Below are 24,637 nucleotides of genomic sequence, written 5' to 3'. Positions count from 1 at the left end.
GATGCCAGAGTCATGCACGCTTTCACGGCCAATCTTTCATACCCAAACCGAGAATGGGACGCCGAGCACAGAAGTGAGACACGGGGCTGATGACCGGGGAAAGGGCAGATGCTACTTTAAAATCAGATACTTGTACAAATTGTAACGTGATTTCAATAGAATTGAACGCGCCACTTCAATGCATGAAAGACAAGATTACAGCGATATTTCAGCAATCATTCGCCAAAATAAGCGTTGGCGAGGCCTTGGTTGCTATGATATTGTATTACACGAGACACCGTCGCTTCGAAAAATAAAATCGCCATCTTCGATATTCGTCTTATCTAAGCTTCAGATCGAACAAAATACTTGCGCACGAGCACCGGCTCGAGGCCGCGACCGGCATGCGATCATCGGGCTGCCGGCCCCGCCCACCCCTGGCTCGCGCCAGCCGGCCAAAGGGGCATGGTCATGACCACCGAAGCCGGCAGGGCGCCGCCCCTTGCCATGCTCACGCGCAGTCTCGGCTTTCTCGCGCTATGGCTGATCCTGATGGGCCCCGCCCTGAAGGATCTGCCCATCGGCCTGATCGCCGCAGCCGCAGCGACCTGGACGAGCACGGCGCTTTGGCCGGAAAGCGGAAAACTGTCCACGCGCGGCCTCTTGCGCTTCCTGATCCGCTTCATACCGCAATCAGCCGTGGCCGGCGTCGATGTCGCGCGCCGCGCCTTTGCCCCACAGCCGGCCCTGTCGCCAGGCTTTGTCACTTATCGCACCGTGCTGCCGCCCGGCATGGCCCGCAGCGCCTCATGTGCGGTCATGAGCCTCCAGCCCGGCAAGCTGCCCGTCGCGGCGGATGCGGATGGCACGCTTCATATCCATTGCCTCGATCTGCGCGAACCGGTGGCGGAACAGATCGCCGCTGATGAAGCAGCCTTCTGCGGCACTCTGGAGAATGGGGGCGATCATGGCTGACCTCTTCACGGGAGCGGCGCTCTTCGTCCTGACCGTCACGGCGCTTGGACTGTTCAAGGTGCTGCGCTCCGACATCGCCGTCGAACGCATGATGGCAGTTCAGTTGCTGGGCACGGGGGGCGCTGCCGCGGTGCTGCTGCTCGGCGCCGCTTCGCGCTCCGCCGCCATGACGGATGTCGCCTTGCTGCTGATGCTGCTGGCCGCCGTCTCCTGTGCTGCATTCACCTTCGGGCAGTCCGGCCTCGGCGCCGACGCATCCGAACAGGCGGAGGACGAGGCGTGACGTCCCTCGCCAATGCCTTCACGCTCATCGCCGTCGGCGGCGGCGCTCTTCTGTTTTTCGCCGGTACGCTCGGCCTGCTGCGCTTCCCCGACACGCTCAGCCGCCTTCACGCGTTGAGCAAAGCCGACAATCTGGGGCTCGGGTTGATCGTGCTTGGGCTCCTGCCGCAGGCCGAGAGTTTCGCGGGTGGCCTGAAGCTGGTCTGCGTCTGGCTGCTGGCCCAGATCTCGGCCGCAACGGCGAGCCAGTTGATCGCCGGGGTACTCTATCGGCGCAAGCCCCGCCCATGACCATGCTTCTCGATCTCGCGCTCGTCGCCTGGCTTCTCGCCCTGGCGATCCATGTCGCCAGGGCCAGGGATGATCAGGGCGCGATCATCGCCTTCATTGCCTTCGGTCTGCTGCTTGGACTCGGCTGGACGCGGCTCTCGGCGATCGACGTTGCCATGACGGAGGCCGCGATCGGCGGCGGTGTCACCGGCATGCTGCTGCTTCGGGCCGAAGCCCGGCTGCGCAAACGCTCATTCCAGCCCCGCCCCGCCAACAGAACCGCCAAGGCCGCCGCCGCCATAGCCTGCACGCTCGTAGCGGCTGGCCTCGCGCTCGCCGTGCTTTCCTTCCCCTCGCCCGCCCCGACACTCGCACCTGCCGCCGCCGCGGCGCTGGACGCGACCGGCCTCGGCAATCCCGTGACGGCCGTCCTGCTGGCTTACCGGGCGCTTGATACGCTGCTTGAGAAGGTCGTTCTGCTGCTCGCCCTCCTGGGGGTGTGGTCGCTGGCGCCCGATGAGCTCTGGGGTGGTGCACCAGAGCTGAGGCAAGCGCTTGCGCCGCCGCCCTTTGTCTACCTCGCCCGCGTCTTGCCGCCCTTTGGCGTGCTGATCGCCGTCTATATGTGCTGGGTGGGGGCCGACGCGCCGGGCGGGACGTTCCAGGCTGGCACCGTGCTTGCCGCGATGTGGCTGCTCGTCATGTTGGCAGGCCTGCGGCCCGCACCCGAAACGAGGCGGACGACGCTGCGGCTACTGCTGGTCGGGGGACCGGCCTTGTTCTTCGCGATCGGCTTCCTCGGCTTTGCGGTCGCTGGCGGCTTCCTCGCCTATCCGGAGGGCGCGGCCAAACCCATCATCGTCGGCATAGAGGCAGCGCTGACGATATCGATCGCCCTGACGCTCGGCCTGCTCGTGGCCGGCCCCGCCAGCAGGGCGCCGGCCCCATGAGCCTCGCATCCCTCGGCCCTGCCACATTGTTTGGCCTGTGCGGCGCGGCGCTGGCCGGAATCGGCCTGTTCATCGTGATCACCCATGCCGGCCTCCTGCGCAGGATCGTCGGGTTCAACATTCTCGGCGCGGGCATCTTCCTGGTCTTTGGCGCGGCGGCACGGCGCGGAGCAGCCGCCGGATTTTCCGGCGACCCGGTTCCGCAGGCCATGGTGATCACCGGCATCGTCGTCGCATTCTCGGCGACCGCCCTTGCCGTCGCGCTGCTGCAGCGCCTGTTCGATCTCACCGGCCGCGAAAGCCTGGACGCGCCAGCGGCCGGCGACAAGCAGCGGGCCGAGCCATGACCCCTCTCGCGCCCGCCTCCGTTCACCTTGCCACTCCCGGCGGCTATCTGCTGGTCCTTGCCGTGACCTTGCCCGTCCTCGGCGTGCTGGCCATGCTGATCCTCGCCCCGCGCCATGCCAGGCAGGTCGCGCTTGTCACCGTCGCCGCCGGTCTCGTCACCGCGATCGCTATCGTGGCCGAGTTGATCCGGACCGGCAGCGCGCTCACCTATGTCGTTGGCGGCTGGCAACCGCCGCTTGGAATCGCACTGCGCGCCGACGGGCTTTCCGCGACGATGATCGCGATGACGGCGGTGGTGCTCACGGCAACATGCCTGTTTGCGCGGGACCTCTATGCGCTGGCCCCGAAGACGCAGGACGGGAGGGCGCCGACGACCTTCTGGGGCTTGCTGCTGGCAACCTGGAGCGCGCTGAACGCGGTCTTCGTCGGCGAGGACCTGTTCAACCTCTATGTCGCCCTCGAGTTGCTGACATTCGCCGCAGTCCCGCTGGTCTGCCTCGATGGCCGCGCCGAGACCGTCGCCGCAGCGTTGCGCTACCTGATGTTCGCGCTGCTCGGGTCCCTGCTCTACCTGCTCGGCACCGGGCTGCTCTATGGCAGCTACGGAACGCTCGATATCCAGATGCTGTCGCGCCTGAACGAAGGCGGGCCGGCCCTCTCGGTGGCACTTGCCCTGATGATCGTAGGGCTTCTCGCCAAAGCTGCCCTGTTTCCGCTGCATCTCTGGTTGCCCCCGGCCCATGCCGGCGCACCCGCAGCCGCGAGCGCGGTGCTCTCGGCTCTCGTCATCAAGGCGCCGGTCTTCCTGATCCTGCGTCTCGTGCTCGACATCGCCCCCCCGCAGGCAGCGATCCTGGCCGGTCAGATCCTGGCGGTTCTCGGCGCGTCCTCGATCCTGTTCTGCAGCGTCATGGCGCTTCGGCAGGCGCGGCTGAAGCTGATGATCGCCTATTCGACCGTGGCGCAGATCGGCTATCTCTTCATCGTCTTCCCGCTCGCAGCCGGAAATGAGGCGCAAGCTCCCTGGGAAACCATCGCCTGGACCGGAGGTGCCCTCCAGCTGGTTTCTCACGCGTTCGCCAAGGCCGCGATGTTCCTTGCGGCCGGCGTCATCGCCGAGGCCTTTGGCCATGACCGGATCGCCGATCTCGGCGGGTTCGGCCGCGTACTCCCGATCAGCGCGGCGGCCTTCGGCCTCGCCGGCCTGTCCCTGATGGGGATTCCACCGAGCGGAGGCTTCATTGCGAAGTGCCTCTTGCTGACGGCCGCGGTGCTGAACGGCCACCCATGGCTTGCCGCCACCATTCTGGCCGGAGGCCTGCTTGCAGCGGGCTATGTCTTTCGCGTCGTCGACCGCGCCCTGGCAACACCGGCCATCGCGCTCGTCGCACAGAAACCGATACCGCGGCGCCTCGAGCTCGTGGCCCTTGTTCTGGCGGTGGCGGCCGTGCTGCTTGGTTTCGTACCGCTCGAGCCCTTCGGCTTCCTGCAGCTGGGGCGCTCCGGGGTCATCGCAACGGTGGCGCCATGAACGCTTCCGGCCTGCTCCTTGCCTCTTCGTTGCTCCTCCCGCTCGCAATGGCGGCCTGCTGCATCTTCGGGCGCTTCCGGACCCGTGCGCTGTCGCTGCTTGCTGTCGCGCCCCTGCCAGGCCTGCTCGCGGCGCTTCTGGTGCCGGACGGAACCTCGGTCTTCTTCCCGCCGCCATTCCGGATGTCGCTCCTCCTCGATCGGCCGGGTGCAATCCTGCTCGGCGGCGCCGCCCTGCTCTGGAGCGCAGCGGGCGCCTTCGCGTCCTCCTACATGGGCCGCGAGCCGGCCGCTGCCCGCTTCGCCGTCTGGTGGCTGCTGACGCTGACAGGCAGCCTCGGCCTCTTCATCGTGGGCGATATCGCGAATTTCTACCTGCTCTTCACGCTGGCGAGCCTCGCCGCCTATGGGCTGATCGTGCATGAGCAGACCGCACGCGCTCACAGAGCCGGCGTCGTCTATGTCGTGCTGGCACTGCTCGCAGAGGCGTTTCTGCTGCTGGCCTTCGTGATGCTCGCGGCCGGCCACCCCGACGCCAATCCTGCGATCCGGGACGTGGTCGCATCCCTGCCAACATCCCCGATGCGCGACAGCATCGTTGCCCTGCTCATCCTCGGCTTTGCCTTGAAGATGGGCCTCGTGCCGTTGCATGTCTGGCTGCCGCTCGCCCACCCCGCCGCGCCGATGCCCGCTTCCGCCGTGCTCAGCGGGGTGGTCGTCAAGGCGGGCGTGATCGGCTTGATCCGCTTTTTGCCCTTCGAGGCCGGCCTGCCATTCTGGGGCAACGTGCTGATCGCGGCCGGCATCGTCACCGCGTATTTCGGCGTCATCGTCGGTGTGACCCAGACCCGCGCCAAGACCATCCTGGCCTATTCCACGGTCAGCCAGATGGGTCTGCTCGCCGTCCTTCTCGGTGTCGGGCTCGAGAATGCCGATACCGGGGCGACGAGCCTCGTTGCCTACTACGCGGTGCATCATACGCTGGTGAAGGGGGCCCTCTTCCTGGCGGTCGGCATTCTGGCTGCGACCGGGCAGGCACGGTTGCGTCCCGTCCTGCTGCTCACCGCCCTCCTGGCGCTCAGCCTCGGCGGCATGCCCCTGACCAGTGGCGCCCTTGCCAAACTCGCGACCAAGCCGATGCTGGGCTATGGCTATGTCAGCCACGCGATGGCGCTGGCCGGCGCTTGCAGTACGCTGCTGATGCTGAATTTCCTGTCGATCGTGGCGCGCGACGCACGAGAGAACTCCCCGTCCTCCGCTCCTCCCGGACAGCTCCTCCCCTGGCTCATCGTCGCGGCCGCCTCGCTGGTGATCCCATGGTCGCTCTATCCCGCAATTGCGGGCGAAGGCATCGCCAGCCTGCTGCAGCCCGACGCGCTCTGGAAGGTGGCCTGGCCCATGCTGCTGGGCGCGCTTGCCATGCTGCTGGTTCGTCGCATCACGGCATTGCCTGGCTCCATCCCCGAGGGTGACATCGTCGTGCTGGCAAAGGCCGGTACCTCCGTCATTCAGCGCCTCGCTGCCGGCATCGAGCAGGTGGACGCCCTGCTGCGCCGCTGGTCGGTGGCCGGGCTGTCGCTCATCATCGTTGCCGTTCTGCTGGGAGCGCTGATGTATCGAGCCTGAACGCGAGCGGGTCTGTGCTCCCTGGCTCTCTGGCTCTCTGGCGCCCCGGCCATGGTCGGATACAGTACCCGCATCCGCCCTTCTGCAGCGGAGCACATGACCCCGCTTCGGTGAACGACCAGGACAGCGGAGGCCTCGTGCCGTGGCCGCTTTGACACGCATCATCACAGGACTGGACCAGACTTGAGCCCGATCGAGAGTACCGCCGTCATCACCGTGATCACGATTGCCCTGTTCGCCTGGAACAGGCTGCCGGTCATCGTCGTGGCCATTGGAGCAGCGCTTTCGCTCTGGGCGACCGGTGCCGTCACGCTCGAGCAGGCTCTCGCCGGATTTGGCGATCGCGCGGTGCTGTTCATCGCCAGTCTCTTCATCGTCAGTGCCGCGCTCGAGAAGACGGGCGTGACCGCCTGGGCCGGACAGCTCCTGATCGCCAAGGCGGGCGAGAACAGGCGGACCCGCCTGCTGATCATCATCATGACGGCCGTCGGCTGCCTGAGCGCCCTGATCAGCGGCGGCGGCGCGGTGGCAGCCCTGATGCCGGTCGTGGTGATGGCCGCGATCCGGCTGCGGCAATCCCCGTCGCAGCTCCTGATGCCGCTGGCCTTTGCGGCCCATGCCGGCTCGAACCTGCTGCTCACCGGTGCCCCGAAGAACATCCTGGTCTCGGAAGCGCTGGAAGATGCCGGGTTGCAGGGCTTCGCCTTTGCCGAGTTCGCTCTCGTCGGCATTCCCCTGCTCGCCGGCACGATGGCGATCATCCTGCTGCTCGGGAAGCGCCTGTTGCCCGAGCAGAGCAGCGCGCGCTTGCCCGCCGACTTCAGCCGCCACGCCCAGACGCTGGTCGAGCACTACGGACTGAGCGACGGCGTCTTCCGGCTGCGCGTGCGCGCCACCTCGTCCTATATCGGGAGTGCGCCCGCAGCCCTGGACTTCGCCGGCGATCAGCGTCTCACCTTGATGGCCGTTCAGGCCGGAGATTCCGGCACGCCATTGCGCGCGCCGGCGATCTCGGAGGGCGACTACCTGCTGGTGAAGGGCGATGCGGCAGCCGTCGCCGATCTCGCAGCGGAGAAGCACCTCGCCTTGCGCGAGGACCGAGGGGACGACGAGGCCGGGCCGAGCCTGTTTAACCGCCGCTCCGGCCTCGCGGAAGTCGTTATCCCGCCGCGCTCGGCCCTGATCGGGCGCGCGATGTTCCCGGGCATGATCACCGATAGCGGCGATCTCGTGGTGCTCGCGGTGCAGCGGGCCGGCGTCGATCTCGAACCCGACGATGCTCTCCAGGCTGGCGATACGATCCTGCTGGAAGGCAGCTGGAAAGCACTCGACCTGCAGCTCACGGACCCCGACATCCTGGTCGTCAACTCGCCCGATCTCGTCAGGCGCCAGGCGGTGCCGATGGGCGCCGGAGCCGGCGTCGCCGTCGCAGTGCTGGCCTGCCTCGTCGTGCTGCTCGCCACGGGCATCGTCCCGCCGGCGGTGGCCGGGCTCGTCTCGGCCTGCCTGCTGATCCTCACAGGCATCGTCACGGTCGAGCAATCCTATCGCGCCATCAACTGGACGACGGTGATCCTCGTCGGTGCGATGATGCCGCTTTCCACCGCCATGGTGCAGTCGGGCGCGGCACAGCTCGTGGCCAATTACCTCGTTGCGCTCACCGGCGATGCCGGACCGATCGTCTTTCTCGCGGGCCTTTTCGTGCTGACCGCAAGCCTCGGCCAGATCATGAGCAATACGGCGACCACGATGCTGGTCATCCCCATTGCCATGGCGGCGGCCACCGGCATGGGGGTTTCGCCCCGCCCGATCCTGATGAGCCTGTGTATCGCGGGTGCAGCGTCCTTCATGACGCCGATCGCGACCTCGACGAACATGATGGTGATGGGCCCCGGCGGCTACAGCTTCAATAGCTACTGGAAGCTCGGGACGCCGCTGATGATCTGGTTCTTCATCATGGCGGTGTTCTACGTACCGCTAATCTGGCGGTTCTGAACTCCGGCGGTCCGGACTCGAACCGCCGCCCATGATCCAATCGGCGCGGAACCGGCTCCGCCGCCGCCTATCGCGTGGCGGGTACGGCAGGAGATGCGGACGCCGCGCCACGCAGCGGTTCGTCGATCCGGTCGATCAGATAGGGAAAGAAAGGGTTCGACGACATGCGCAGCAGCGAATCCAGATTCACGATCAGGGTGCCGCGCTCACCGCGGGCGGCGACCGCCCCGAGCTTGATGCCGAAATCCTCCGCCGGATCGGGCTTGAGGCCGTAGAGGCCATCGGTGACCGGGAATGGCAGGGCGACATGCGACAGTGAAAACACGTCGAAGGGATAGGACAGCCCGAGGTCTCGCACGGTCTCGGCCGATGCGCCGGCCTCGGTCACCCGTTCGACGACATCGCTGGAATCCTCGCTGGCATTGGTGATGATCGACACCCGGAAATTTCGCGGCGGTGCCGGCAGCATGCGGCTCAACAGCGTGTCGGAGGCCGAACTCAGCAGCGGCCCGAACTTGGTCGAACGGTTCAGGTCGAACAGGACGAGCTCGCTGCCATTCGCCGGCAGATGGGCATAGAGCGAGGTGATGATCGCCCGCGTGCTCACGGTGAAATCCATCACCGACTGGAAGCTGATGAGCGGCGCCAGGTCCTTCAACCGGTTTTCCCGCGCCAGCCGCAGGATCTTCTGCTGCAGGGCGCTGGTCAGCAGATGCGACTGGCGCGCGCCGTTGACCGGGAAGGAATTGTACTTGAACGGGTTGAACTCGGGCAGGACGCTGAGCCAGGCCGCCTTGGCGAAAGCCGGCAGGATGGCCGGCAGGCCGGCAAGCCCGGCGAAGCGTGCGAAGGCCGTGATCCCGATCATCGGCGAGATCAGGACAAGGCGGTCCGGCCGCGCCAGTTCCTTGTTCTCGAGCGCTTCGAGCGCATACATCAGCGCAAGTGCGCCGCCATTCGAGAACCCGACGAGATGCAGTGGCGCGGCGGGCTCGACCCGCTTTCTCGCCTCCCTGACCGCGAGGCGCGTCGCAGCCAACCAATCCTCCCATTCGATCTCGGTCAGCCCGGCCGGCACTGTGCCGTGTCCTGGCAGACGGATCGCGATGGCGACGAAACCACGGTCACGATATTGCCGTGCGACGTGGCGCAGGCTGTAGGGCGAATCCGTCAGCCCGTGCAGGAACACGGCCACGCCGACCGGCTTGCCCTCCGGCTCCATGACATAGGAACGGTTCCAATCCTGCTTGAAATGCTCGGGATGAATCGCGCTGCCGTCGAAATAGCGATTGACCGGAACACGCTCCTCAGGGGCGAGCTTTTGCGTGACCTCCGCCCGCACGCCCGCGAAAGCTGCCGCCTCCGCCTTGAGATAGTCGTCCCAGCTGCCGCGATCGAGCTCCTTGATCGAGAGTTCATGCGGCACATAGGTGTGCCAGGGTTCAAGCGGTGCGCCGCGCTGGGTGTCGTAGATGCGCAGTCCGAGCAGGGACAGCGCGACGATCGCGAGGACGGCGCCCCCGCGTTTCAGCGTCTTGCCGATGAAACCGCGCATACCTGGAACCTTCGAGAATCTGCTCTGCCGATGATACGCCGGACCGGGAGGTCAGGCAGCAGCCTTCCGGGCGGCGAGCGCGATCGCGATATAGGCCCAGCCAGCGAAGAGCAGCGAGACGCCCACCAGCGTGCCGGGCGCATAGATGCCGCCATAGGGGAGCCGCATCGCCAGCGCGACGCCAACGACGATCGTGATGATGCTGGACAGGAACATCCAGCCGACGCCGCTCTGCGCCCGCATCTTGATGGCGAGCCCGAGCTGGGCGAGTCCTTCCGCGATCAGCACGAGCGCGATCACCAGGGTGATGGCAATCGCCCCCTTCATCGGGTTGAAATACACCAGAATGCCGCCCAACAGCTCGATCATCCCGACCAGCAACTGCCAGACGAAGCCGCTCCACTCCTTGACCATGAAGGACTGGACCACCTTGAATGCGCCAGCGACAGCCAGGATCAGGCCAAGGAACAAGGTCACCGCCATGGTCGAGATGGCAGGGCTTGCAATCGCGATGATCCCGCAAATGACCAGGGCGATCCCGAGTGCGATGATCTTGCCCGACATCAGCCGAACGAGGCTGTGATCGGACCTGCTTGAATTCTGGGCCATGAGTTGCGCAATCCGTCGCTGTAGAAGCAAGCGATGGCATTGCCGCCGAGGCCGCCCGCCGCACCGGCAGACAGTCGCAATCGGGCAATGCCGTCATGAGCAGTTATGCCGCGCCTGGTCTCGGGACGGATCAGCAGGGAATCCCAAAGCTAGTCAGGGAATCCCGTTTTCGTGGATTTGGGCGGGCAGCGGCCCCGGGAGTGCTGACGCAGTGATGCGACAGACACCCCGGACCGCGATCGGGCGCGGACCGGAGGCCTCACGCACCGACCTTCGCCAGGACGTCGGCTCGGAGGAAGCGCTCGATGAACAGCATGAACAGCACGGACGGGACGAGCAGGATCAAAGCCGTGATCGACGCGACCTGGTAGTTGCCGCCCATCGCCGCGTTGTAGAGCAGCAGCGGCAATGTCGTGACCTGCGGCACACCGACGAAGAAGGTGCCGGTGAATTCGTCGAGCGATTCCAGGAACACGAAGATGCCGCTGGCGATGATGCCAGGTGCAGCCAGCGGCAATGTCACGGTGGCGAAGGTGCGCAGGGGTGACGCGCCGATATTGCGGGCCGCCAGCTCCAGGTCCTTGTCGACTGCGGCAAAGGCCGCCGCCGCGATCCAGACGGAATAGACAAGACCGTGAGCGGCGTGGACGAGGACCACGGCAAAGACCGTGCCGTTGATGCCGATCTGGTAGAAGACGCGTGCGACGTTGATGTAGATCGCGACGGACGGGAATGCCTGCGGCAGCAGGAACATCACCATAAACAGCGCCCGCACCGGCAGCTTCAGCCGCGCCAGCGCATAGCCGGCCGGGATCGAGAGCGCGAGCGCGACAATGACCGTCAGCACCGCGATCCATACGCTGGTACCGAGCGAGGCCATGGCGTCGCCGGTCGGGCGAAAGACCTGCTCCCAATAGCGGGTGCCATAGGTCACCGGCAGCTTGTAGGGCGTGTACCAGCGCTCGGCGACGGACCACAGCGCAAGGTTCGCAAGCGGACCGATGAGGACGAAGGCGAAAGCGGTGAGAAGGGCGGCAGCCAGCGCCGCCTTCGCCGTGGAGGCGAGCCGGATCATGGTGCGGCCTCCTTCGACATGCCGCGTTTCAGGTAGAGGATCGCGGCACCGGCACTGATCAGATAGGTGATGACGCCGAGCGCATTGGCAGTGGCGTAGTCGCCGTAGGCGTTGATGCGGAAGGCCATGTCGACAGTCAGCATGGTCGGCTGCGAACCCGACACCATCATCGGCACGGAGAGCACCGAGAGCATCGTCACGAAGGACAGGACCAGCGCGACGAGGAGCGTCGGCATCACCTGCGGCAGCGCCAGTTCCACCAGCACCCGCAGGCGCGAAGCGCCGAGATTGCGGCCGGCTTCGAGCGTCGCCCGGTCGATCGACGCCAATGCGCCGGCCAGCAGCAGGGCCACGAACGGCGTCTGTTTCCACACGAAGGTCGCGATGATGCCGCGCCAGTCGAGAAAGCTGGTCGCGCTCAATGGGTCCATCAGGCCAAGCGAGACGAAGGTGTTGTTCATCAGCCCGTTCTTGGCGAGGAAGGTCCGCATGCACTGCGCCGCGACGATGAAGGGGATGAAGAGCGGCCAGCGATAGAGCGCCTTCAGCGTGCCCACGACCCATCTGTTTTCGCCGAGCGTCAGCGTTCCCGCGATGGCGATCGCAGCCAGTGCCGTCAGCAGGCAGGAGGACAGCACGATGATCACCGTGAAGACGATATCGCCGGAGTAAAGCTCAAACGCCTTGGCGAACCATTCCAGCGTCAGGGAGCCGTCCGGGCGCGTGAAGGCCGAGACCAGCGAAAAGCCGAGCGGATAGAGAAACAGAGCCGCGACGAGGAGCAGGCCCGGCGCAATCAGGATCAGCGCCAGCTGGCGTTGGGACATGGGCAGATATGCCGATCGAGAGGAAAGGTGGCCCGACTTGCGTCGGGCCAGGAGGTGGTGGAACGTCTCAGTTCGCGACCTTCTTCTCGTAGCCTTCGAGAATGTCGTTGAAATAGGGCGCGATCGGGAACGCCTTGGCGTTCTTGGACAGGTCGGTCGGAGTGATGTCGGTGAAGAGCTTGTTCCAGGCCGCCTGATCGAGCTTGCCTTCAAGGTTCTTGGCGTCGATGCCCGGATACCAGTTGAACTTCTTCACGATGCCGTCCGCCTGCACCTGCGGGCTGGTCGCGAGCGCGATGAACTCCTCGGCGAGCTTCCGGTGCGCGGTCTTCTCCGGCACGGCGTAGTACATCGGCTGGCCCGGCATGCCGGGGGCCGCGAGCTTCAGCTTCATGTTCGGCGGCAGCTTGCCGTCAGACTGCCAGGAATAGAACATGTCGACCCAGACCGGCCCGATGGCGATCTCGCCGCGGTTCAGCATGTCGAGCGTGCCGGCATTGCCGGGGGTGATCACGACGCTCTTGTTGAAGTCCTTCAGATCGGCAAGCGCGCCATCCCAGGTTGCCTTCACCGCCGGATCGTACGGTCCCTTGATCAGCTTGTCGGCGTCGCCGCCGAAGGCGTAGACCCAGCCCGCCACGAAGGCGACGCCGGACATGCCGCCCTTGATGCCGTTATAGCCGAACTGCTTGGGGTTCTTCTTGGCCCAGTCCTTCAGCTCCGCATAGGTCGCCGGAGGCGATTTCAGCATGTCGGCATTATAGGCGAGCGCAGTCTGCGACTGGAACATCGGGATCACGAAGCCGGAAACATCGGCGCCGAGCGAGTTCTTCGCGGTCTCGCTGGAGACGAGCTTCGCGGTCTCGACCTTGTCGGTATATTTGGCGAGGAGACCTTCCTTCACCATCGTGCCGGCGGCCTTCTGGTGGATGACGACAACATCGAAATCCGAAGCGCCGGCGCTCTTCTGGGCGTCGAGCTTCTCGAAGATCTTCTGCGATCCGGAGTCGCCGGCGCCGGTTCCGACGGAGACAACCTTCACGCCGGGATGCGACTTCTCAAACATCGGCCCGAGATAGTCCTTGACGTAGTCGACCATGTTCTGGTCGCCGGCGGTGGCGACGTTCAGGGTCTGAGCGGACAGCGGCGTCGCCACCATCAGCGCTGCAATCGAGCAGGCAACTGTAAGAATGCGCATGAGCTGACTCCCTGTCAGGCGGCGATCCCGGCCTCGGATGCCGGGAAGATGTGGAGGCGCTGCAGCGGAATGCGCAGGCCGACTTTCGTTCCGAGTTCGTGACGGGCAGCGTCGTCGACCGTGATCTGGCGGCCGGCGGCTTCGACCCGGTAGCGGTAGACTCCGCCGGGATAGGCGCGAGCCGCAATGCGTCCGGGCACCAGCAGGTCGTCGGAGGCTGGGGCGTCGGCCGCATCGAGGCGCGCGACATCGTCGCGGAAATAGGCGACGGCATCTCCGACAGGCAAAGCATCGAACGCCTCGGCCGCGATCTGGGCCGTGGCGTCCCCTGCCCTCAGCGAGGCGCCGCGCTCGGAGCGCTCGACATGAAGGGGAAGGACATTCTCCGCCCCCATGAAATTGGCGACGAAGGCGGTCGCCGGGCGATCATAGACCTCTTCCGGCGTGCCGACCTGCGCAATCCGCCCCGCCTGCATGATGACGAGCCGGTCGGCCATGGTCATGGCCTCCTCGCGGTCATGCGTGACATGGACGGCGGTCAGGCCAAGACGCTGCTGGATCGCGCGGATCTCATGGCGCATCGTCATGCGGATCTTGGCGTCGAGATTGGAGAGCGGCTCGTCGAGCAGCAGGATGCCCGGATCGATCGCCAGCGCCCTGCCAAGCGCAACGCGCTGACGCTGCCCGCCCGAGAGCGCCGTGACCTTGCGGCCCTCATATCCGGTCAGGCCGAGGAACTCGAGCATGGACGCGACCTTGGCGGCGATCTCGGCCTTGGACGCACCACGCAGCTTCAGCCCGTAGCCGATATTCTGCAGCACCGTCATATGCGGCCAAAGCGCATAGGACTGGAAGACCATCGCCATCCCGCGCTTCTCCGGCGGGAGTGACGCGACATCATTGCCGCCGACGATGATCGAACCGGATTGCACCGGCACGAAGCCGCTGAGCGAACGCAGCAGGGTGGTCTTGCCGCAGCCGGACGAACCAAGAAGCGCCGTGAAGCTGCCGGGCGTGAAATCGAGGCTGACGCCGTGCAGCACCTGCGTGCCGCCATAGGCGACATGCAGGTCACGCACGCTGATGGCCGCGCCGCTGCGCGCCCTGTCCGGCACTCCCACTTGCAAACGCTTTCTCCCTTGTCGCGACCTTTTTTCCAGCTCTATGGAATATCTCTTCCATTTTCTGGACCGCTTGGAATAAACATAACGAACACTCGCGCCGATGTGCAACAGGTTTATGAAGGCTTGATGTCACCCCAAATTCATTCGATCTGGCTGATGCCGAGCGCCGAGGACGGCGCATTCCTCTCCAGCCTGGTTGCGGATCTCTCGGGCCGCTTTGGCACGCCGCTGTTCACGCCACATCTGACGGTCAAGGGTGACACGGATCTGCCCATGGCCGCGCTCGCAGGCGGGATCGCGGAGGCCGCAGCCGCAGTCCCGGCCTTCCGGGAGGCGGTCGCCGCGATCGAAACCAGCGACGCCTATTTCCGGTCATTCTACGCGCGTTTTCGCATCAGCGCGCCGCTGGCGCAGCTCAAGCAGCGACTGGACAGCGACATGGCAGACAGCTTCATGCCGCATGTCTCGTTGCTCTATGGCCCCGTCGCGCCCGCCCCGAAGGCCTCGGCCGCGGCCGAGTTTCAGCGCATGCTGGCCGGGAGAGCCATCGTCTTTGACCGGCTCTGCGTGGTTCGGTCAGGCCAGGACATCCCCATTTCCGAATGGGCGGTGATCGAGACGGTCGAGCTTGGCAAGAACGGAACCTAGACGAGCCCATCGGCTCAGTTCGGCCGGAAAAACGACATCCGGACAAGCGTCAGGCCGCTGCCTCTCGCGAAGGTGAGTTCGCCGTCATGGGCGCGTGCGACTTCCGCGGCGATCGATAGGCCGAGCCCGGAGCCTCTGGAGTGCCCGCCCTTCTCGAAGGGCCTGGTCATTGTTTCCGCCAGCTCGATCGGGAAGCCGTCGCCATCGTCACCAACCTCGATCCAGGCGCTTCCCGTGTCCGCCGAGACCGTCACGGACAGCCTCGTATGCGCTCCATGGACGAGTGCGTTGTCGATGAGGTTGGCAAGCGCCTCGCGCAGACTCACCGCGTCGCCGTCGATCACCGGAGCCGAAGGCGCCGGCGTGAAGGAAATATCGACCTCGCGCGGCAACGAGAGCGGCACGGCCTTGGCGAGAACCGATTTTGCCAATTCGTTGAGATCGACGGGCGCGGCGCGTGCCGCGTCGGCGCGGTGGATGACCATGGCGTGGTCGAGCAATTGACTGGTCAGACGCGCCAACTCGGTGGTGCGCTCACGAACGCGGGCGATATGTTCGGCGCGGCGTTTCAAGGGGCTCGCGCTCGACAGGATCTCGACCTGGGCGTCGAGTGCGGCGAGCGGCGTGCGAATCTGATGGGCCGCGTCGGCAATGAATCGTTGCATCACGGCCATGCGATCGGAAAGCCTGCGCATGAAATCGTCGATGGCGTGGACGAGGTTGCGGATCTCGACAGGCGGCTCTGTCTGGATCGGGCGCAGATCGTCGGGGCGCCGTCCTGCGATTTCCAGCTCGATCCGCGTCAACGGCTTCAGGGCGAGGCGCACCGCAAAGCCTGTCGCCAGCAAGGCGAGCACGCTCATCGCAGCGATGACACCCAGTGCCTTGAGAGTGAGATCGCGCGCAAGCGCCGTGCGAGCATCGGTCGTCTGGGCCACCACGATGGTTGCCCAGCCGCCGAGCATGGCATCGTCGATCTGGCGGGCGACCGTCGCAATGCGCACGCCCTGTCCCTGAAAGGAGCCGTCCTCGAGCACGACGCCGCTGCGCGCGGCTGCCGGTTCCGCCCCCGAGGCGAGATCCTCATAGCCTGCAACCACCACCCCGCGCGGATCGACCACCTTGTAGAAGACCAGATCATAGGCGGCGAGTGTCGCGATCGCGGCGACGGGGGGATCAAGCGCGACGACCCCGCCCTGGACATAGACATTCTCCGCGATCTGGATCGTGCCGCCGCTGAGCAGCCGATCATAGGCCTGCTGTGCCGCGATCGTCGCCGAGTGCCAGGCGGCGACGCCGAGCACGACCGCGCCGAGCCCCAGCACCGCCGACAGAACGACGATGATGCGGACCCGCAGCGAGAGGAGCAGGTCATGTCGTTGCAAGCTGATAGCCCAGGCCGCGCATGGTTCTGATCTCGATGGGGGCATCTGCGAGCTTGCGCCGCAAGCGCGCCACGAACTGCTCGACGGCGTTCGGACTCGGTTCCTGATCGAAGTTGAAGAGCTGCTCGATCAGTTCCTCCTTGGGCACGATCCTGTCCGGCCTGGCCGCCAGGATCTCGAGCACCGTCAGCTCGCGGCGCGTCAGGTTGAGCGTCCTGTCGCCGATGCTCGCGACCCGGCCCGCTCGATCGATCACGAGCGGGCCCACTCGCAGCATATTGTCCGAAAGCCCGGCGCTGCGCCGCAAGAGGGCGCGAGCACGTGCTTCAAGTTCGCGGTAGTCGAATGGCTTGGTCAGGTAATCGTCCGCGCCGAGATCGAGCGCGCTGATCCGCTCGTCGACAGCCGAACGCGCGGTGATGACCAGGACCGGTGTCTTCAGCCGTCTCGCGCGCAGGCTCTTGAGCAGCGTGAGCCCGTCCTCGCCCGGCAAGGTCAGATCAAGAATCACGAGATCATAGGCCTGGACCTGAAGCAGCTCGGCAGCTGTGCGCCCGTTCGATTCCCAATCGACGGCGTGACCGATCTTCTCGAACCGCATCACGACGGCCTCGGCGATATCGGCGGTGTCTTCGACGACGAGAACGCGCACGGCCAAAACATCCTTCGTCGGAGTCAGGTCGGAGTCAGGTTCGCAGGTTACTAGCATGGCAAGCGCCGCAAGTGCGCAGGGAAACGAAAGCAAGGGAGGGCCGATGCACGCCCCATTCACCACCAGCGCCGCCGCGCCGCTTCTCTCCGTCGAGGGCGTCACGCTGCAATACAAGACGCCGGATGTGGTCGTCACGGCGACGCGCCGCGTCTCCTTCGACGTCTATCCGTCCGATCGTTTCGTCCTGCTTGGCCCCTCCGGCTGTGGCAAGTCGACCCTGCTCAAGGCGATCGGCGGCTATCTGAGCCCGGTCGAGGGGCGCATCCGCCTCAAGGGACACGAGATCACCGGGCCAGGACCGGACCGGATGATGGTCTTTCAGGAATTCGACCAGCTTCTGCCCTGGAAGACGGTGCGCGAGAATGTCGTTTTCGCCCTGACCTCGAGCGGCCGCGCCGGAGCGCCGGAGGCCGAAGAGCGTGCGAAATCCTATATCGACAAGGTCGGCCTGACGAAATTCACCGACAGCTATCCGCACATGCTTTCCGGCGGCATGAAGCAGCGCGTCGCGATCGCGCGCGGCATGGCAATGGAGCCCGACGTCCTGCTGATGGATGAGCCCTTCGCCGCGCTGGACGCGCTGACGCGCCGCAAGATGCAGGACGAGTTGCTGCGGCTCTGGGACGACACCCATTTCACCGTGCTGTTTGTGACGCACTCGATCGAGGAGGCGATCCGTATCGGCACCCGCATCCTGCTGCTGTCGCCCCATCCGGGCGAGGTCAAGGCCGAGCTCAACAGCGTGCCCCCCGAGGAGATGGGCACCGGCACGCAGGCCGCGCTCGAAACCCGCATCAACGACATGCTCTTCGCGGCGCATTGAGACGGAGACGACAGACATGACCGACCTCCTGACCTTCCGCCCGGAAATCATCCGCGACGTCAATTCGAGCGATGCGCCGGTCGTGGCCAAGTCGCTGAGCCTCATCGAACGGACCTACCGCCTCGGCTTCGTGCGCAAGGGGCTGATCCTCGCGGTGCTCGCCATTGCCTGGGAGGCCTATGGCCGCTGGCTTGGTAACCCGCTGCTGTTCCCGACCTTCGGCGAGACGGTCGATGCCTTCGTCAGCAATATCGCGAGCGGCGTCATTCCGCAGCGCATGCTGGTCTCGCTGCAGACCCTGATCATCGGCTACGGCATCGGCATCGCGCTCGCCGCGCTCCTGACGACCTTGGCCATCGGCTCGCGCATCGGGGCGGACCTGCTCGAGACATTGACCTCGATGTTCAATCCCTTGCCGGCGATCGCACTCTTGCCGCTGGCATTGATCTGGTTCGGCCTCGGCTCGGGCAGCGTGATCTTCGTGCTCGTGCATTCAGTGCTCTGGGCAATCGCTCTGAACACCCATGCCGGCTTTCGGTCGGTCTCGAATACGTTGCGCATGGTCGGTCAGAACTACGGCTTGCGTGGGTTGAAGTTCGTTCGCCTCATCCTGATCCCCGCCGCCTTCCCGGCCATCCTCACCGGCCTCAAGGTCGGGTGGGCCTTTGCCTGGCGGACGCTGATCGCTGCGGAACTCGTCTTCGGCGTATCGTCCGGCTCGGGTGGCCTCGGCTGGTTCATCTATGAGAACCGCAATCAACTCGAGACGGCCAATGTCTTCGCCGGCCTCTTCACCGTGATCCTGATCGGCCTCTTCGTCGAGAACGTCATCTTCGCCACGATCGAGCGCAGGACGATCCGCCGCTGGGGCATGCAGCACTGAAACATCCAGTCACCAAGGCCGAATGGCCGCATCAAAGGGAGGACGACAGATGAAACACACAAACTGGTTCAAGGGGGCGCTTGCCGCAGCCGTGATCGGGACTGCCTTCTGCGCCGGTGCGGCGCGGGCCGAGGTCAGCGAGGTCCGCGTCTCCAAGGGCTTCGGCATCCTCTACCTGCCGCTGATCGTGATGCAGGACCAGCAGTTCCTCGAGAAGCGCGCGAAGGCGGCCGGACTTGGCGACGTCAAGGTGACGTGGCTGATGCTTGATGGCGGCAATGTCATCAACGACGCGATGATGGCCGGCACGCTCGACTTTGCGGGAACCGGCGCACCCGGCTTCGTCACGCTCTGGGCAAAGGCCAAGGGGATTCCCAATGTCGAGGTCGTCGGCGTCTCCGGCATGAGCTCGACCTCGCTCTGGTTGAACGCCAACAAGCCCGAGCTGAAGTCGCTCAAGGATTTCACGGGCAGCGACAAGATCGCGCTGCCCGGCATCAAGACTTCACTTGCGGCCGTCGTTCTGCAGATGATCGCGGCCAAGGAGTTCGGCCCCGAGAACTACGCCAAGATGGACCCGATGACGGTGAGCTTGCCGCATCCCGAGGCGCTGGCCGCGCTCATCGGCGGCAAGACCGAGATCAAGGCACATTTCACCTCGCCGCCCTTCCAGTACATCGAAGCCAAGGCACCGGGCGTGCACCGCGTCCTGAACTCGGTCGATTATCTCGGCAACATCACGCTCGACGTCACCTTTGCGCCGAAGAAATTCGTGGATGCCAACCCAAAGATGACGCAGGCCTTCATCGAAGCGATGGATGACGCCAACGCGCTGATCGCCAAAGACCAGAAGCTCGCGGCCGAGATCTACGCCAAGAGTTCCAAGGTGAAGGTCGACGCCGCCGAGATCCAGGCGATGATCGAAGATCCCGACGCCCGTTTCTCGACGACTCCGAGCGGCGTGATGCAGTTCGCCGAATTCATGCACCGTGCAGGTACGATCAAGATCAAGCCGGCCAAGTGGAGCGACATGTTCGTCCCGCAGTTGACGGGTCGCTCCGGCAGCTAGCCCCCAATGGCTCATCGCCGGCGGCATAATGCCGGGCGATGAGCCCGGAATATCGCGATCTGAGCGCCGGCAATGCTACGGGCCCGCTGCGATCGCGGGCAGGACGAGGATCCCACCAGGCGGGCAGGCTCTGATTGCTCCGCCGAGGCACTCGCTACCGGGCCGGCCGGCGTGCCATTCTGCCGCGAACCAATTGGCGCGCGGTTGATCGGCTCACGCAGATCATACCAACGCGCCCAGGCCCCATCCACCGGGGGACGCAGCCGTCAGATCCCTCGGATCAGGCCGCCATCAACCCGAATCTTGGCGCCCGTGACATAGGACGCCCGCTCGCTGGCAAGGAACGCAACGACATCGGCGAATTCCTGTGGCTTGCCGTAGCGGCCGGCCGGAATCGTCGCGATCGAGGCCTTCGTGATCGCGTCTTTCGTCGCGCCGGCCCGCGTCGCAGCTGCGTCGTCGAGTTGATCGACGCGCTCGGTGTGGATGCGACCGGGCAGCACGACATTCACCGTCACCCCCTGCCCCGCAACCTCGGAGGCCAGCGTCTTCGACCAGCCGACGACTGCGGCACGCACGCCATTGGAGAGCGCGAGACGCGGAATCGGCTGCTCGACGCCGGAGGAGACGATGGTGACGATCCGGCCCCAACCCCGCTCGGTCATGCCAGGCAGCAGACGCTGCGCGACATGAAACAGGTTGGCCGCCATGGCCTCGAAATGCATCAGCCAGTCCAGGCGCTTCGCGTCGCGGGCCTCGCCCGGCGGAGGCCCGCCGGAATTGCCGATCAGGATGTCGACGCCGCCCTCGGCAATCAGCTTGTCGGCCAGCGCATCGATCGAGGCGATATCCGCAAGGTCGAGCGTGGCGGCGACCACGCGGCCGCGCTGCTCAGCCGGCAGCTCGCCGATCCAGGCGGCGAGCGCGTCTTGATTGCGCGCCGCCGCGATCACCGTCGCACCTTCGGCGGCGAGCGTGCGTGCGATCGTCGCGCCGAGGCCGCGGCTGGCGCCGAGCACCAATGCGCGCTTTCCGTTGAGGCCCAGATCCATCAGTTGATCTCCTTGAGGCGCCGCGCCTGACGGGCGACGAGACGTTCGATGTCGGCGATGTCGGCCGCCGAAAGGGCTGACCCGGGGCTGCGTACCATGCCCGACGCGATCGCGCCGCGCTTGGCGAGCAGATATTTGCGAATGGCGAGCCCGTGACTAGGCTGCTGCTCATAGCGCGCCAGCGGCAGATAGGCGTCGAACAGGTCATGGGCGCGTTCGACGTCCCCGGCGGCATGGGCCTTCCAGACATCGACCATCATCTCGGGATAGGCAAATCCGGTCATGGCGCCATCGGCCCCGCGCGACAGTTCCTCGGGCAGGAACATCGCGCCGTTCCCGACCAGGATCGATATGCGCCGCCCGCCGTTCTTGTCGCTGGCCGCACGCAGGGCCGAGATCTTGGCAAGCCCCGGCCAGTCCTCGTGCTTCAGCATCACGCAGCTCGGCTGCGCCGCGACGATGCGCAGGATCACCGAGGAGGCGATCTGGACATTGGTGACCAGTGGGAAATCCTGCAGCACGAAGGGGGTCTTCGGTCCGAGCGTCTTTGCGACCATGTCGTAATAGGAGACGATCTGGTCGTCCGTCCGCAAACTTGCGGGCGGCGCCACCATCACGCCCGCGGCTCCGTCAGCCATGACGCTGTCGCTCAGCTCCCGCATCGCGGCAAAGCCCGGCGCCGAGACGCCGACCACGACCGGAACACGCCCCTGCACCCGCGCCAGGACCCGCCGCACGAATATCCGCGATTCCTCTGCCGTCAGTTTCGGCGCCTCGCCCATCATGCCGAGCACGGTCAGGCCGGTGGCGCCCTTCTCGAGGTAGAAATCGACCATGCGGTCGGTGCTCGGCAGGTCGAGCGCGCCGTCCTCCGTGAACGGAGTGACCGCGATTACATAGACGCCCTTCGCGCCTTCATCCAACAACGCCATGATGATCCTCAGTTCTCGACGGGGTCGGGCAGCAACTTGCCCGGATTGAGCAGATTGTGGGGGTCGAACAGGGTCTTGAGCGAGCGCATCAGGTCCAGCTCGATCGGCGCCTTGCAGCGCGGCATCTCCGCGACCCGAAGCTGACCGATGCCATGCTCGGCGCTGATCGATCCGCGGCGCTTGCACGTCTCGTCATGAACGATGCGGGTGAGTTCCGGTGCGAGGGCGGCGAAGTCCGCATCGCTCTGTCCCATACGCGGCAGCAGATTGTAGTGCAGGTTGCCGTCGCCGAGATGGCCGAACACGATGGGGCGCACCCCGGGAGCAGCAGCGATGACAGCCGCATCGGTGGCTGCGACGAAATCGGCCATGGCCGCGACCGGCACCGAGACATCGTGCTTGGCAGCCTTGCCTTCGCGCACCAGCGCTTCCGAGACGCCTTCGCGGATGCGCCAGAACGCCTTGGCCTGCACACCATCCTGGGCGATGGCGGCGTCGAGAACGATCTCCGTCTCGACGGCTTCTGCCAGCGCGCCTTCGAGCCGCTCGGTCAGCGCCAACTCGTCATCCGCATCGGACAATTCGATCAGCACCGCCGCAGGCGGAACGGCGCCAAGCGGCAACCGCGCCTCGGCGCTGTGCTTCAGGATGAGCGAGAGGCAATCGCCGGTCATGAATTCGAAGGCGGTCAGGCGATCGCCACAGCGCGCACGCACCGAAGACAGCAAGGACAGGGCAGCGTTCGCGTCGCGCAAGGCGACGAAAGCGGTCGCGCGCGCCAAGGGTTGAGGAAACAGTTTCAGGACCGCGCCGGTGATGACGCCCAGCGTCCCTTCCGATCCGATGAACAGATCCCGCAAGGCGTAACCGGTATTATCCTTGCGCAGCGCGGTGAGGCCATCCCAGATCCTTCCGTCCGGCAGAACGACCTCGAGCCCGAGCGTCAGTTCACGCATGGTGCCGTAGCGCAGCACGGCGACGCCGCCGGCATTGGCCGCAAGATTCCCGCCGATCGTGCAGCTCCCCTCGGCTCCAAGGCTGAGCGGGAAGAAGCGTCCAGCCGCTTTCGCGGCCTCCTGGACCTTGGCGAGCACTGTGCCGGCATCGACCGTCATCGTGTTGCCGATCGGATCGACCGCGCGGATGCGGTTCATGCGCGTCAGCGACACGACGATGGCGCGCCCCGACATATCCGGCGTCGCGCCGCCCGACATGCTGGTGTTGCCGCCCTGGGGTACGACCGGAATCCTCCGCGCCGTGCAAAGCGCCATCACGGCCGCGACCTCCTCGGTCGAGCCGGGCCGGACGATGGCGGCAGCAGCCCCCCTGTATTTTCCGAGCCAATCCGTCAGGAACGGCGCCTGCGCTTCGGCATCGACAAGCACATGCCTCTCACCGACGATGTCGGCGAGGCGCGCAACTAGATCCGTCACGCGGCATGTCCCCGAAGCGGGCGGCCGCCCCAGCCGAGCCGGGCGCGGCCGATCGCCATGGTCACCGCAGCCTGCGTCGGCTCGACCACGGGTACGCCGAGCGCCTGCTCGAGCGGGTCCCGGAAACGCGCCATGCCGGCGCAGCCCATCACCAGCACATCGGCGTGATGGGTATCGCGCAAGGTGCGCCCGACATCGGTCATCCGTCCCATGGTCCGCGCGTCATCGGCAAGCTCGGCGACCGTCAGGCCGATCGAAAGATCGCCGGCCAGGCGGTCCGTCACACCCATCGCGCCGAAATAGCGCAAGTGACGCGGGATCGAGGCCGGCAGAATGGCGATCACGCCGAAGCGCTGGCCCAGCGTCAAAGCGGTCAGGACCCCGCACTCGGCAATGCCCAGCACCGGCTTCTCGCTCTGCTCGCGCAGCGCGTACATGCCCGGGTCGGAGAAGCAGGCGATCACGAAGGCCGAAGCCTCGTTCTCCAGCGCGGCGGCCCGCCTCAGCATGGGCTGTATCAGGCCGTCGATATCGCGCTGGGACTGGATGCCAGCAGGCCCCTCGGCCAGGGTCAGGCACTCGATCGGCGGACCATCGACCGAGCGCAGCGGCGCCACCGCGGTATCGATGCCGGCGGTCACTGCCCCGTTCGAATTGGGGTTGATGACAAAGATCGTGCCGCTCACGGGGCCTCTCCTTCGGGCTTCGCACGCAGCGCGCTCTGTTGCGCGCGCCAGGTGTCGAGCGTCTGGCGCGGCGCCTGGAAGCGGTCGCGCATCGTGACATACCAGTCGGAACCATGCAGGCGGCCGACAAGGTCGAGCTTGTCGATGTCGACATGCAGCCGCTCATCGACCGCGCCATCCCGAATATGGATGTGCTGGATTTCGCCGACGACGAGGTTGCGATGGCGTGTGCCCAGCGACAGCGACACCGTCTCGCGGCATTCGAGCTGGACCGGTGACGCTGCGAGGCGTGGCGCGGCGACCTTGCGGCCGGGCGCTGTTTCAAGCCCGGCGGCTGCGATCTCGTCGACATCGCCGGGAAAATCGATCGCGCAGACCTGCATCGCGTCGACGAGCGCCCGGTCGACGAGGTTGACGACGAAACTCCCCGTCGCGCGGATGTTGCGCATCGTATCCTTCAGCGGGGCATCCCCCAGATCGCGGCCTTCGATGCCAAGCACGACGAGCGGCGGTGCGTGGCTGAAGACGTTGAAGAAGCTGAAGGGCGCAGCATTGGCGTGCCCCTGCGCATTCACGGTGGTGACGAGCGCGATCGGCCGCGGCAACACGGTGTTGACGAGCAGCTTGTAGAGATCGCGCTCGGCCAGATCGGTGACGGACCACTCCATCGC

At 65.7% G+C, this 24,637-nt stretch carries 25 protein-coding genes; 12 read left to right on the top strand and 13 right to left on the bottom strand.

Annotated features, from left to right (window positions below; genetic code table 11):
• Positions 1–450 precede the first annotated feature (450 nt).
• The 8 genes from AB4118_RS16330 (at position 451) to AB4118_RS16295 (ending at position 7,955) form a co-directional block, all read left to right on the top strand.
• A complete protein-coding gene (locus AB4118_RS16330; protein WP_441490718.1) occupies positions 451–954 on the top strand; it encodes a Na+/H+ antiporter subunit E in 504 nt (167 codons plus the stop codon).
• The gene (locus AB4118_RS16325; protein ID WP_441490717.1) at positions 947–1,237 is read left to right on the top strand and encodes a monovalent cation/H+ antiporter complex subunit F; all 291 of its coding nucleotides are present in this window, start codon (positions 947–949) and stop codon (positions 1,235–1,237) included. Before AB4118_RS16330 ends, AB4118_RS16325 begins: the two co-directional genes overlap by 8 nt.
• On the top strand, positions 1,234–1,527 hold the full coding sequence (locus AB4118_RS16320; RefSeq protein WP_441490716.1) for a monovalent cation/H(+) antiporter subunit G: 294 nt from the start codon (positions 1,234–1,236) through the stop codon (positions 1,525–1,527). The genes AB4118_RS16325 and AB4118_RS16320 overlap by 4 nt, the downstream gene beginning before the upstream one ends.
• Positions 1,524–2,456 carry a hydrogenase subunit MbhD domain-containing protein gene (locus AB4118_RS16315; protein ID WP_441490715.1) on the top strand — a complete coding sequence of 311 codons (933 nt, stop codon included), beginning with the start codon at positions 1,524–1,526 and terminating at the stop codon, positions 2,454–2,456. The genes AB4118_RS16320 and AB4118_RS16315 overlap by 4 nt, the downstream gene beginning before the upstream one ends.
• A complete protein-coding gene (locus tag AB4118_RS16310) occupies positions 2,453–2,803 on the top strand; it encodes an NADH-quinone oxidoreductase subunit K (RefSeq protein WP_441490714.1) in 351 nt (116 codons plus the stop codon). Before AB4118_RS16315 ends, AB4118_RS16310 begins: the two co-directional genes overlap by 4 nt.
• Complete coding sequence (locus AB4118_RS16305; RefSeq protein WP_441490713.1) at positions 2,800–4,335, top strand: complex I subunit 5 family protein; 1,536 nt, start codon at positions 2,800–2,802, stop codon at positions 4,333–4,335. The genes AB4118_RS16310 and AB4118_RS16305 overlap by 4 nt, the downstream gene beginning before the upstream one ends.
• Positions 4,332–5,960, top strand: a complete 1,629-nt coding sequence (locus AB4118_RS16300) for a complex I subunit 5 family protein (RefSeq protein WP_441490712.1) — start codon at positions 4,332–4,334, stop codon at positions 5,958–5,960. Before AB4118_RS16305 ends, AB4118_RS16300 begins: the two co-directional genes overlap by 4 nt.
• A 183-nt stretch (positions 5,961–6,143) precedes the next feature.
• Positions 6,144–7,955: an SLC13 family permease gene (locus AB4118_RS16295; RefSeq protein WP_441490711.1), complete on the top strand. Its 1,812-nt coding sequence runs from the start codon at positions 6,144–6,146 to the stop codon at positions 7,953–7,955.
• Between the two features lie 67 nt (positions 7,956–8,022).
• Here AB4118_RS16295 and AB4118_RS16290 read toward each other — a convergent pair whose 3' ends face one another.
• The 6 genes from AB4118_RS16290 to AB4118_RS16265 form a co-directional block, all read right to left on the bottom strand.
• On the bottom strand, positions 8,023–9,510 hold the full coding sequence (locus AB4118_RS16290) for an alpha/beta hydrolase (protein WP_441490710.1): 1,488 nt from the start codon (positions 9,508–9,510) through the stop codon (positions 8,023–8,025).
• A gap of 51 nt (positions 9,511–9,561) precedes the next feature.
• Complete coding sequence (locus AB4118_RS16285; protein ID WP_441490709.1) at positions 9,562–10,119, bottom strand: HdeD family acid-resistance protein; 558 nt, start codon at positions 10,117–10,119, stop codon at positions 9,562–9,564.
• Between the two features lie 259 nt (positions 10,120–10,378).
• Complete coding sequence (locus AB4118_RS16280) at positions 10,379–11,194, bottom strand: ABC transporter permease (protein ID WP_441490708.1); 816 nt, start codon at positions 11,192–11,194, stop codon at positions 10,379–10,381.
• Positions 11,191–12,021, bottom strand: a complete 831-nt coding sequence (locus AB4118_RS16275) for an ABC transporter permease (protein ID WP_441490707.1) — start codon at positions 12,019–12,021, stop codon at positions 11,191–11,193. Before AB4118_RS16275 ends, AB4118_RS16280 begins: the two co-directional genes overlap by 4 nt.
• A gap of 67 nt (positions 12,022–12,088) precedes the next feature.
• Entirely contained in the window at positions 12,089–13,219 is a 1,131-nt protein-coding gene (locus tag AB4118_RS16270; RefSeq protein ID WP_441490706.1) for an ABC transporter substrate-binding protein, read from the bottom strand.
• A 14-nt stretch (positions 13,220–13,233) separates the two neighbouring features.
• On the bottom strand, positions 13,234–14,340 hold the full coding sequence (locus tag AB4118_RS16265; RefSeq protein WP_441490818.1) for an ABC transporter ATP-binding protein: 1,107 nt from the start codon (positions 14,338–14,340) through the stop codon (positions 13,234–13,236).
• Between the two features lie 129 nt (positions 14,341–14,469).
• Here AB4118_RS16265 and AB4118_RS16260 point away from each other — a divergent pair, with 129 nt between their 5' ends.
• The gene (locus AB4118_RS16260; protein WP_441490705.1) at positions 14,470–14,991 is read left to right on the top strand and encodes a 2'-5' RNA ligase family protein; all 522 of its coding nucleotides are present in this window, start codon (positions 14,470–14,472) and stop codon (positions 14,989–14,991) included.
• A 14-nt stretch (positions 14,992–15,005) separates the two neighbouring features.
• Here the strand turns inward: AB4118_RS16260 and AB4118_RS16255 are convergent, their stop codons facing one another.
• Together AB4118_RS16255 and AB4118_RS16250 are read right to left on the bottom strand one after the other, a co-directional pair.
• Complete coding sequence (locus tag AB4118_RS16255) at positions 15,006–16,376, bottom strand: sensor histidine kinase (protein ID WP_441490704.1); 1,371 nt, start codon at positions 16,374–16,376, stop codon at positions 15,006–15,008.
• Positions 16,363–17,028 carry a response regulator transcription factor gene (locus AB4118_RS16250; protein ID WP_441490817.1) on the bottom strand — a complete coding sequence of 222 codons (666 nt, stop codon included), beginning with the start codon at positions 17,026–17,028 and terminating at the stop codon, positions 16,363–16,365. Before AB4118_RS16250 ends, AB4118_RS16255 begins: the two co-directional genes overlap by 14 nt.
• Before the next feature lie 103 nt (positions 17,029–17,131).
• Here AB4118_RS16250 and AB4118_RS16245 point away from each other — a divergent pair, with 103 nt between their 5' ends.
• From AB4118_RS16245 to AB4118_RS16235, 3 genes are read left to right on the top strand one after another with little or no spacing between them, the layout of a single operon-like run.
• Positions 17,132–17,911 (top strand): ABC transporter ATP-binding protein, encoded by a 780-nt coding sequence (locus AB4118_RS16245; protein WP_441490703.1) that lies wholly within the window; start codon positions 17,132–17,134, stop codon positions 17,909–17,911.
• Positions 17,912–17,927: 16 nt separating this feature from the next.
• A complete protein-coding gene (locus AB4118_RS16240; RefSeq protein ID WP_441490702.1) occupies positions 17,928–18,794 on the top strand; it encodes an ABC transporter permease in 867 nt (288 codons plus the stop codon).
• A 49-nt stretch (positions 18,795–18,843) separates the two neighbouring features.
• Entirely contained in the window at positions 18,844–19,863 is a 1,020-nt protein-coding gene (locus tag AB4118_RS16235) for an ABC transporter substrate-binding protein (protein ID WP_441490701.1), read from the top strand.
• A gap of 266 nt (positions 19,864–20,129) precedes the next feature.
• On the opposite strand, the gene AB4118_RS16230 is transcribed toward AB4118_RS16235, so the two are convergent.
• Genes AB4118_RS16230 through AB4118_RS16210 form a run of 5 tightly spaced genes read right to left on the bottom strand, consistent with a single transcriptional unit; the run spans position 20,130 to position 24,634 of the window.
• Complete coding sequence (locus AB4118_RS16230; RefSeq protein ID WP_441490700.1) at positions 20,130–20,915, bottom strand: SDR family oxidoreductase; 786 nt, start codon at positions 20,913–20,915, stop codon at positions 20,130–20,132.
• Positions 20,915–21,847, bottom strand: coding sequence for a dihydrodipicolinate synthase family protein (locus AB4118_RS16225; RefSeq protein ID WP_441490699.1), 933 nt, complete (start codon positions 21,845–21,847; stop codon positions 20,915–20,917). Before AB4118_RS16225 ends, AB4118_RS16230 begins: the two co-directional genes overlap by 1 nt.
• Before the next feature lie 8 nt (positions 21,848–21,855).
• A complete protein-coding gene (locus tag AB4118_RS16220) occupies positions 21,856–23,280 on the bottom strand; it encodes an FAD-binding oxidoreductase (protein ID WP_441490698.1) in 1,425 nt (474 codons plus the stop codon).
• The gene (locus AB4118_RS16215; protein ID WP_441490697.1) at positions 23,277–23,966 is read right to left on the bottom strand and encodes an aspartate/glutamate racemase family protein; all 690 of its coding nucleotides are present in this window, start codon (positions 23,964–23,966) and stop codon (positions 23,277–23,279) included. The genes AB4118_RS16220 and AB4118_RS16215 overlap by 4 nt, the downstream gene beginning before the upstream one ends.
• Positions 23,963–24,634 carry a flavin reductase family protein gene (locus tag AB4118_RS16210; protein WP_441490696.1) on the bottom strand — a complete coding sequence of 224 codons (672 nt, stop codon included), beginning with the start codon at positions 24,632–24,634 and terminating at the stop codon, positions 23,963–23,965. The genes AB4118_RS16215 and AB4118_RS16210 overlap by 4 nt, the downstream gene beginning before the upstream one ends.
• Positions 24,635–24,637: the final 3 nt, after the last annotated feature.

Origin of the sequence: Allobosea sp. 2RAB26 (assembly GCF_052115465.1) — a bacterium.
Classification (GTDB): domain Bacteria; phylum Pseudomonadota; class Alphaproteobacteria; order Rhizobiales; family Beijerinckiaceae; genus Allobosea.
The sequence above is the reverse complement of the archived record's forward strand: the minus strand, read 5'-3'. Positions and strand labels throughout refer to the sequence as shown.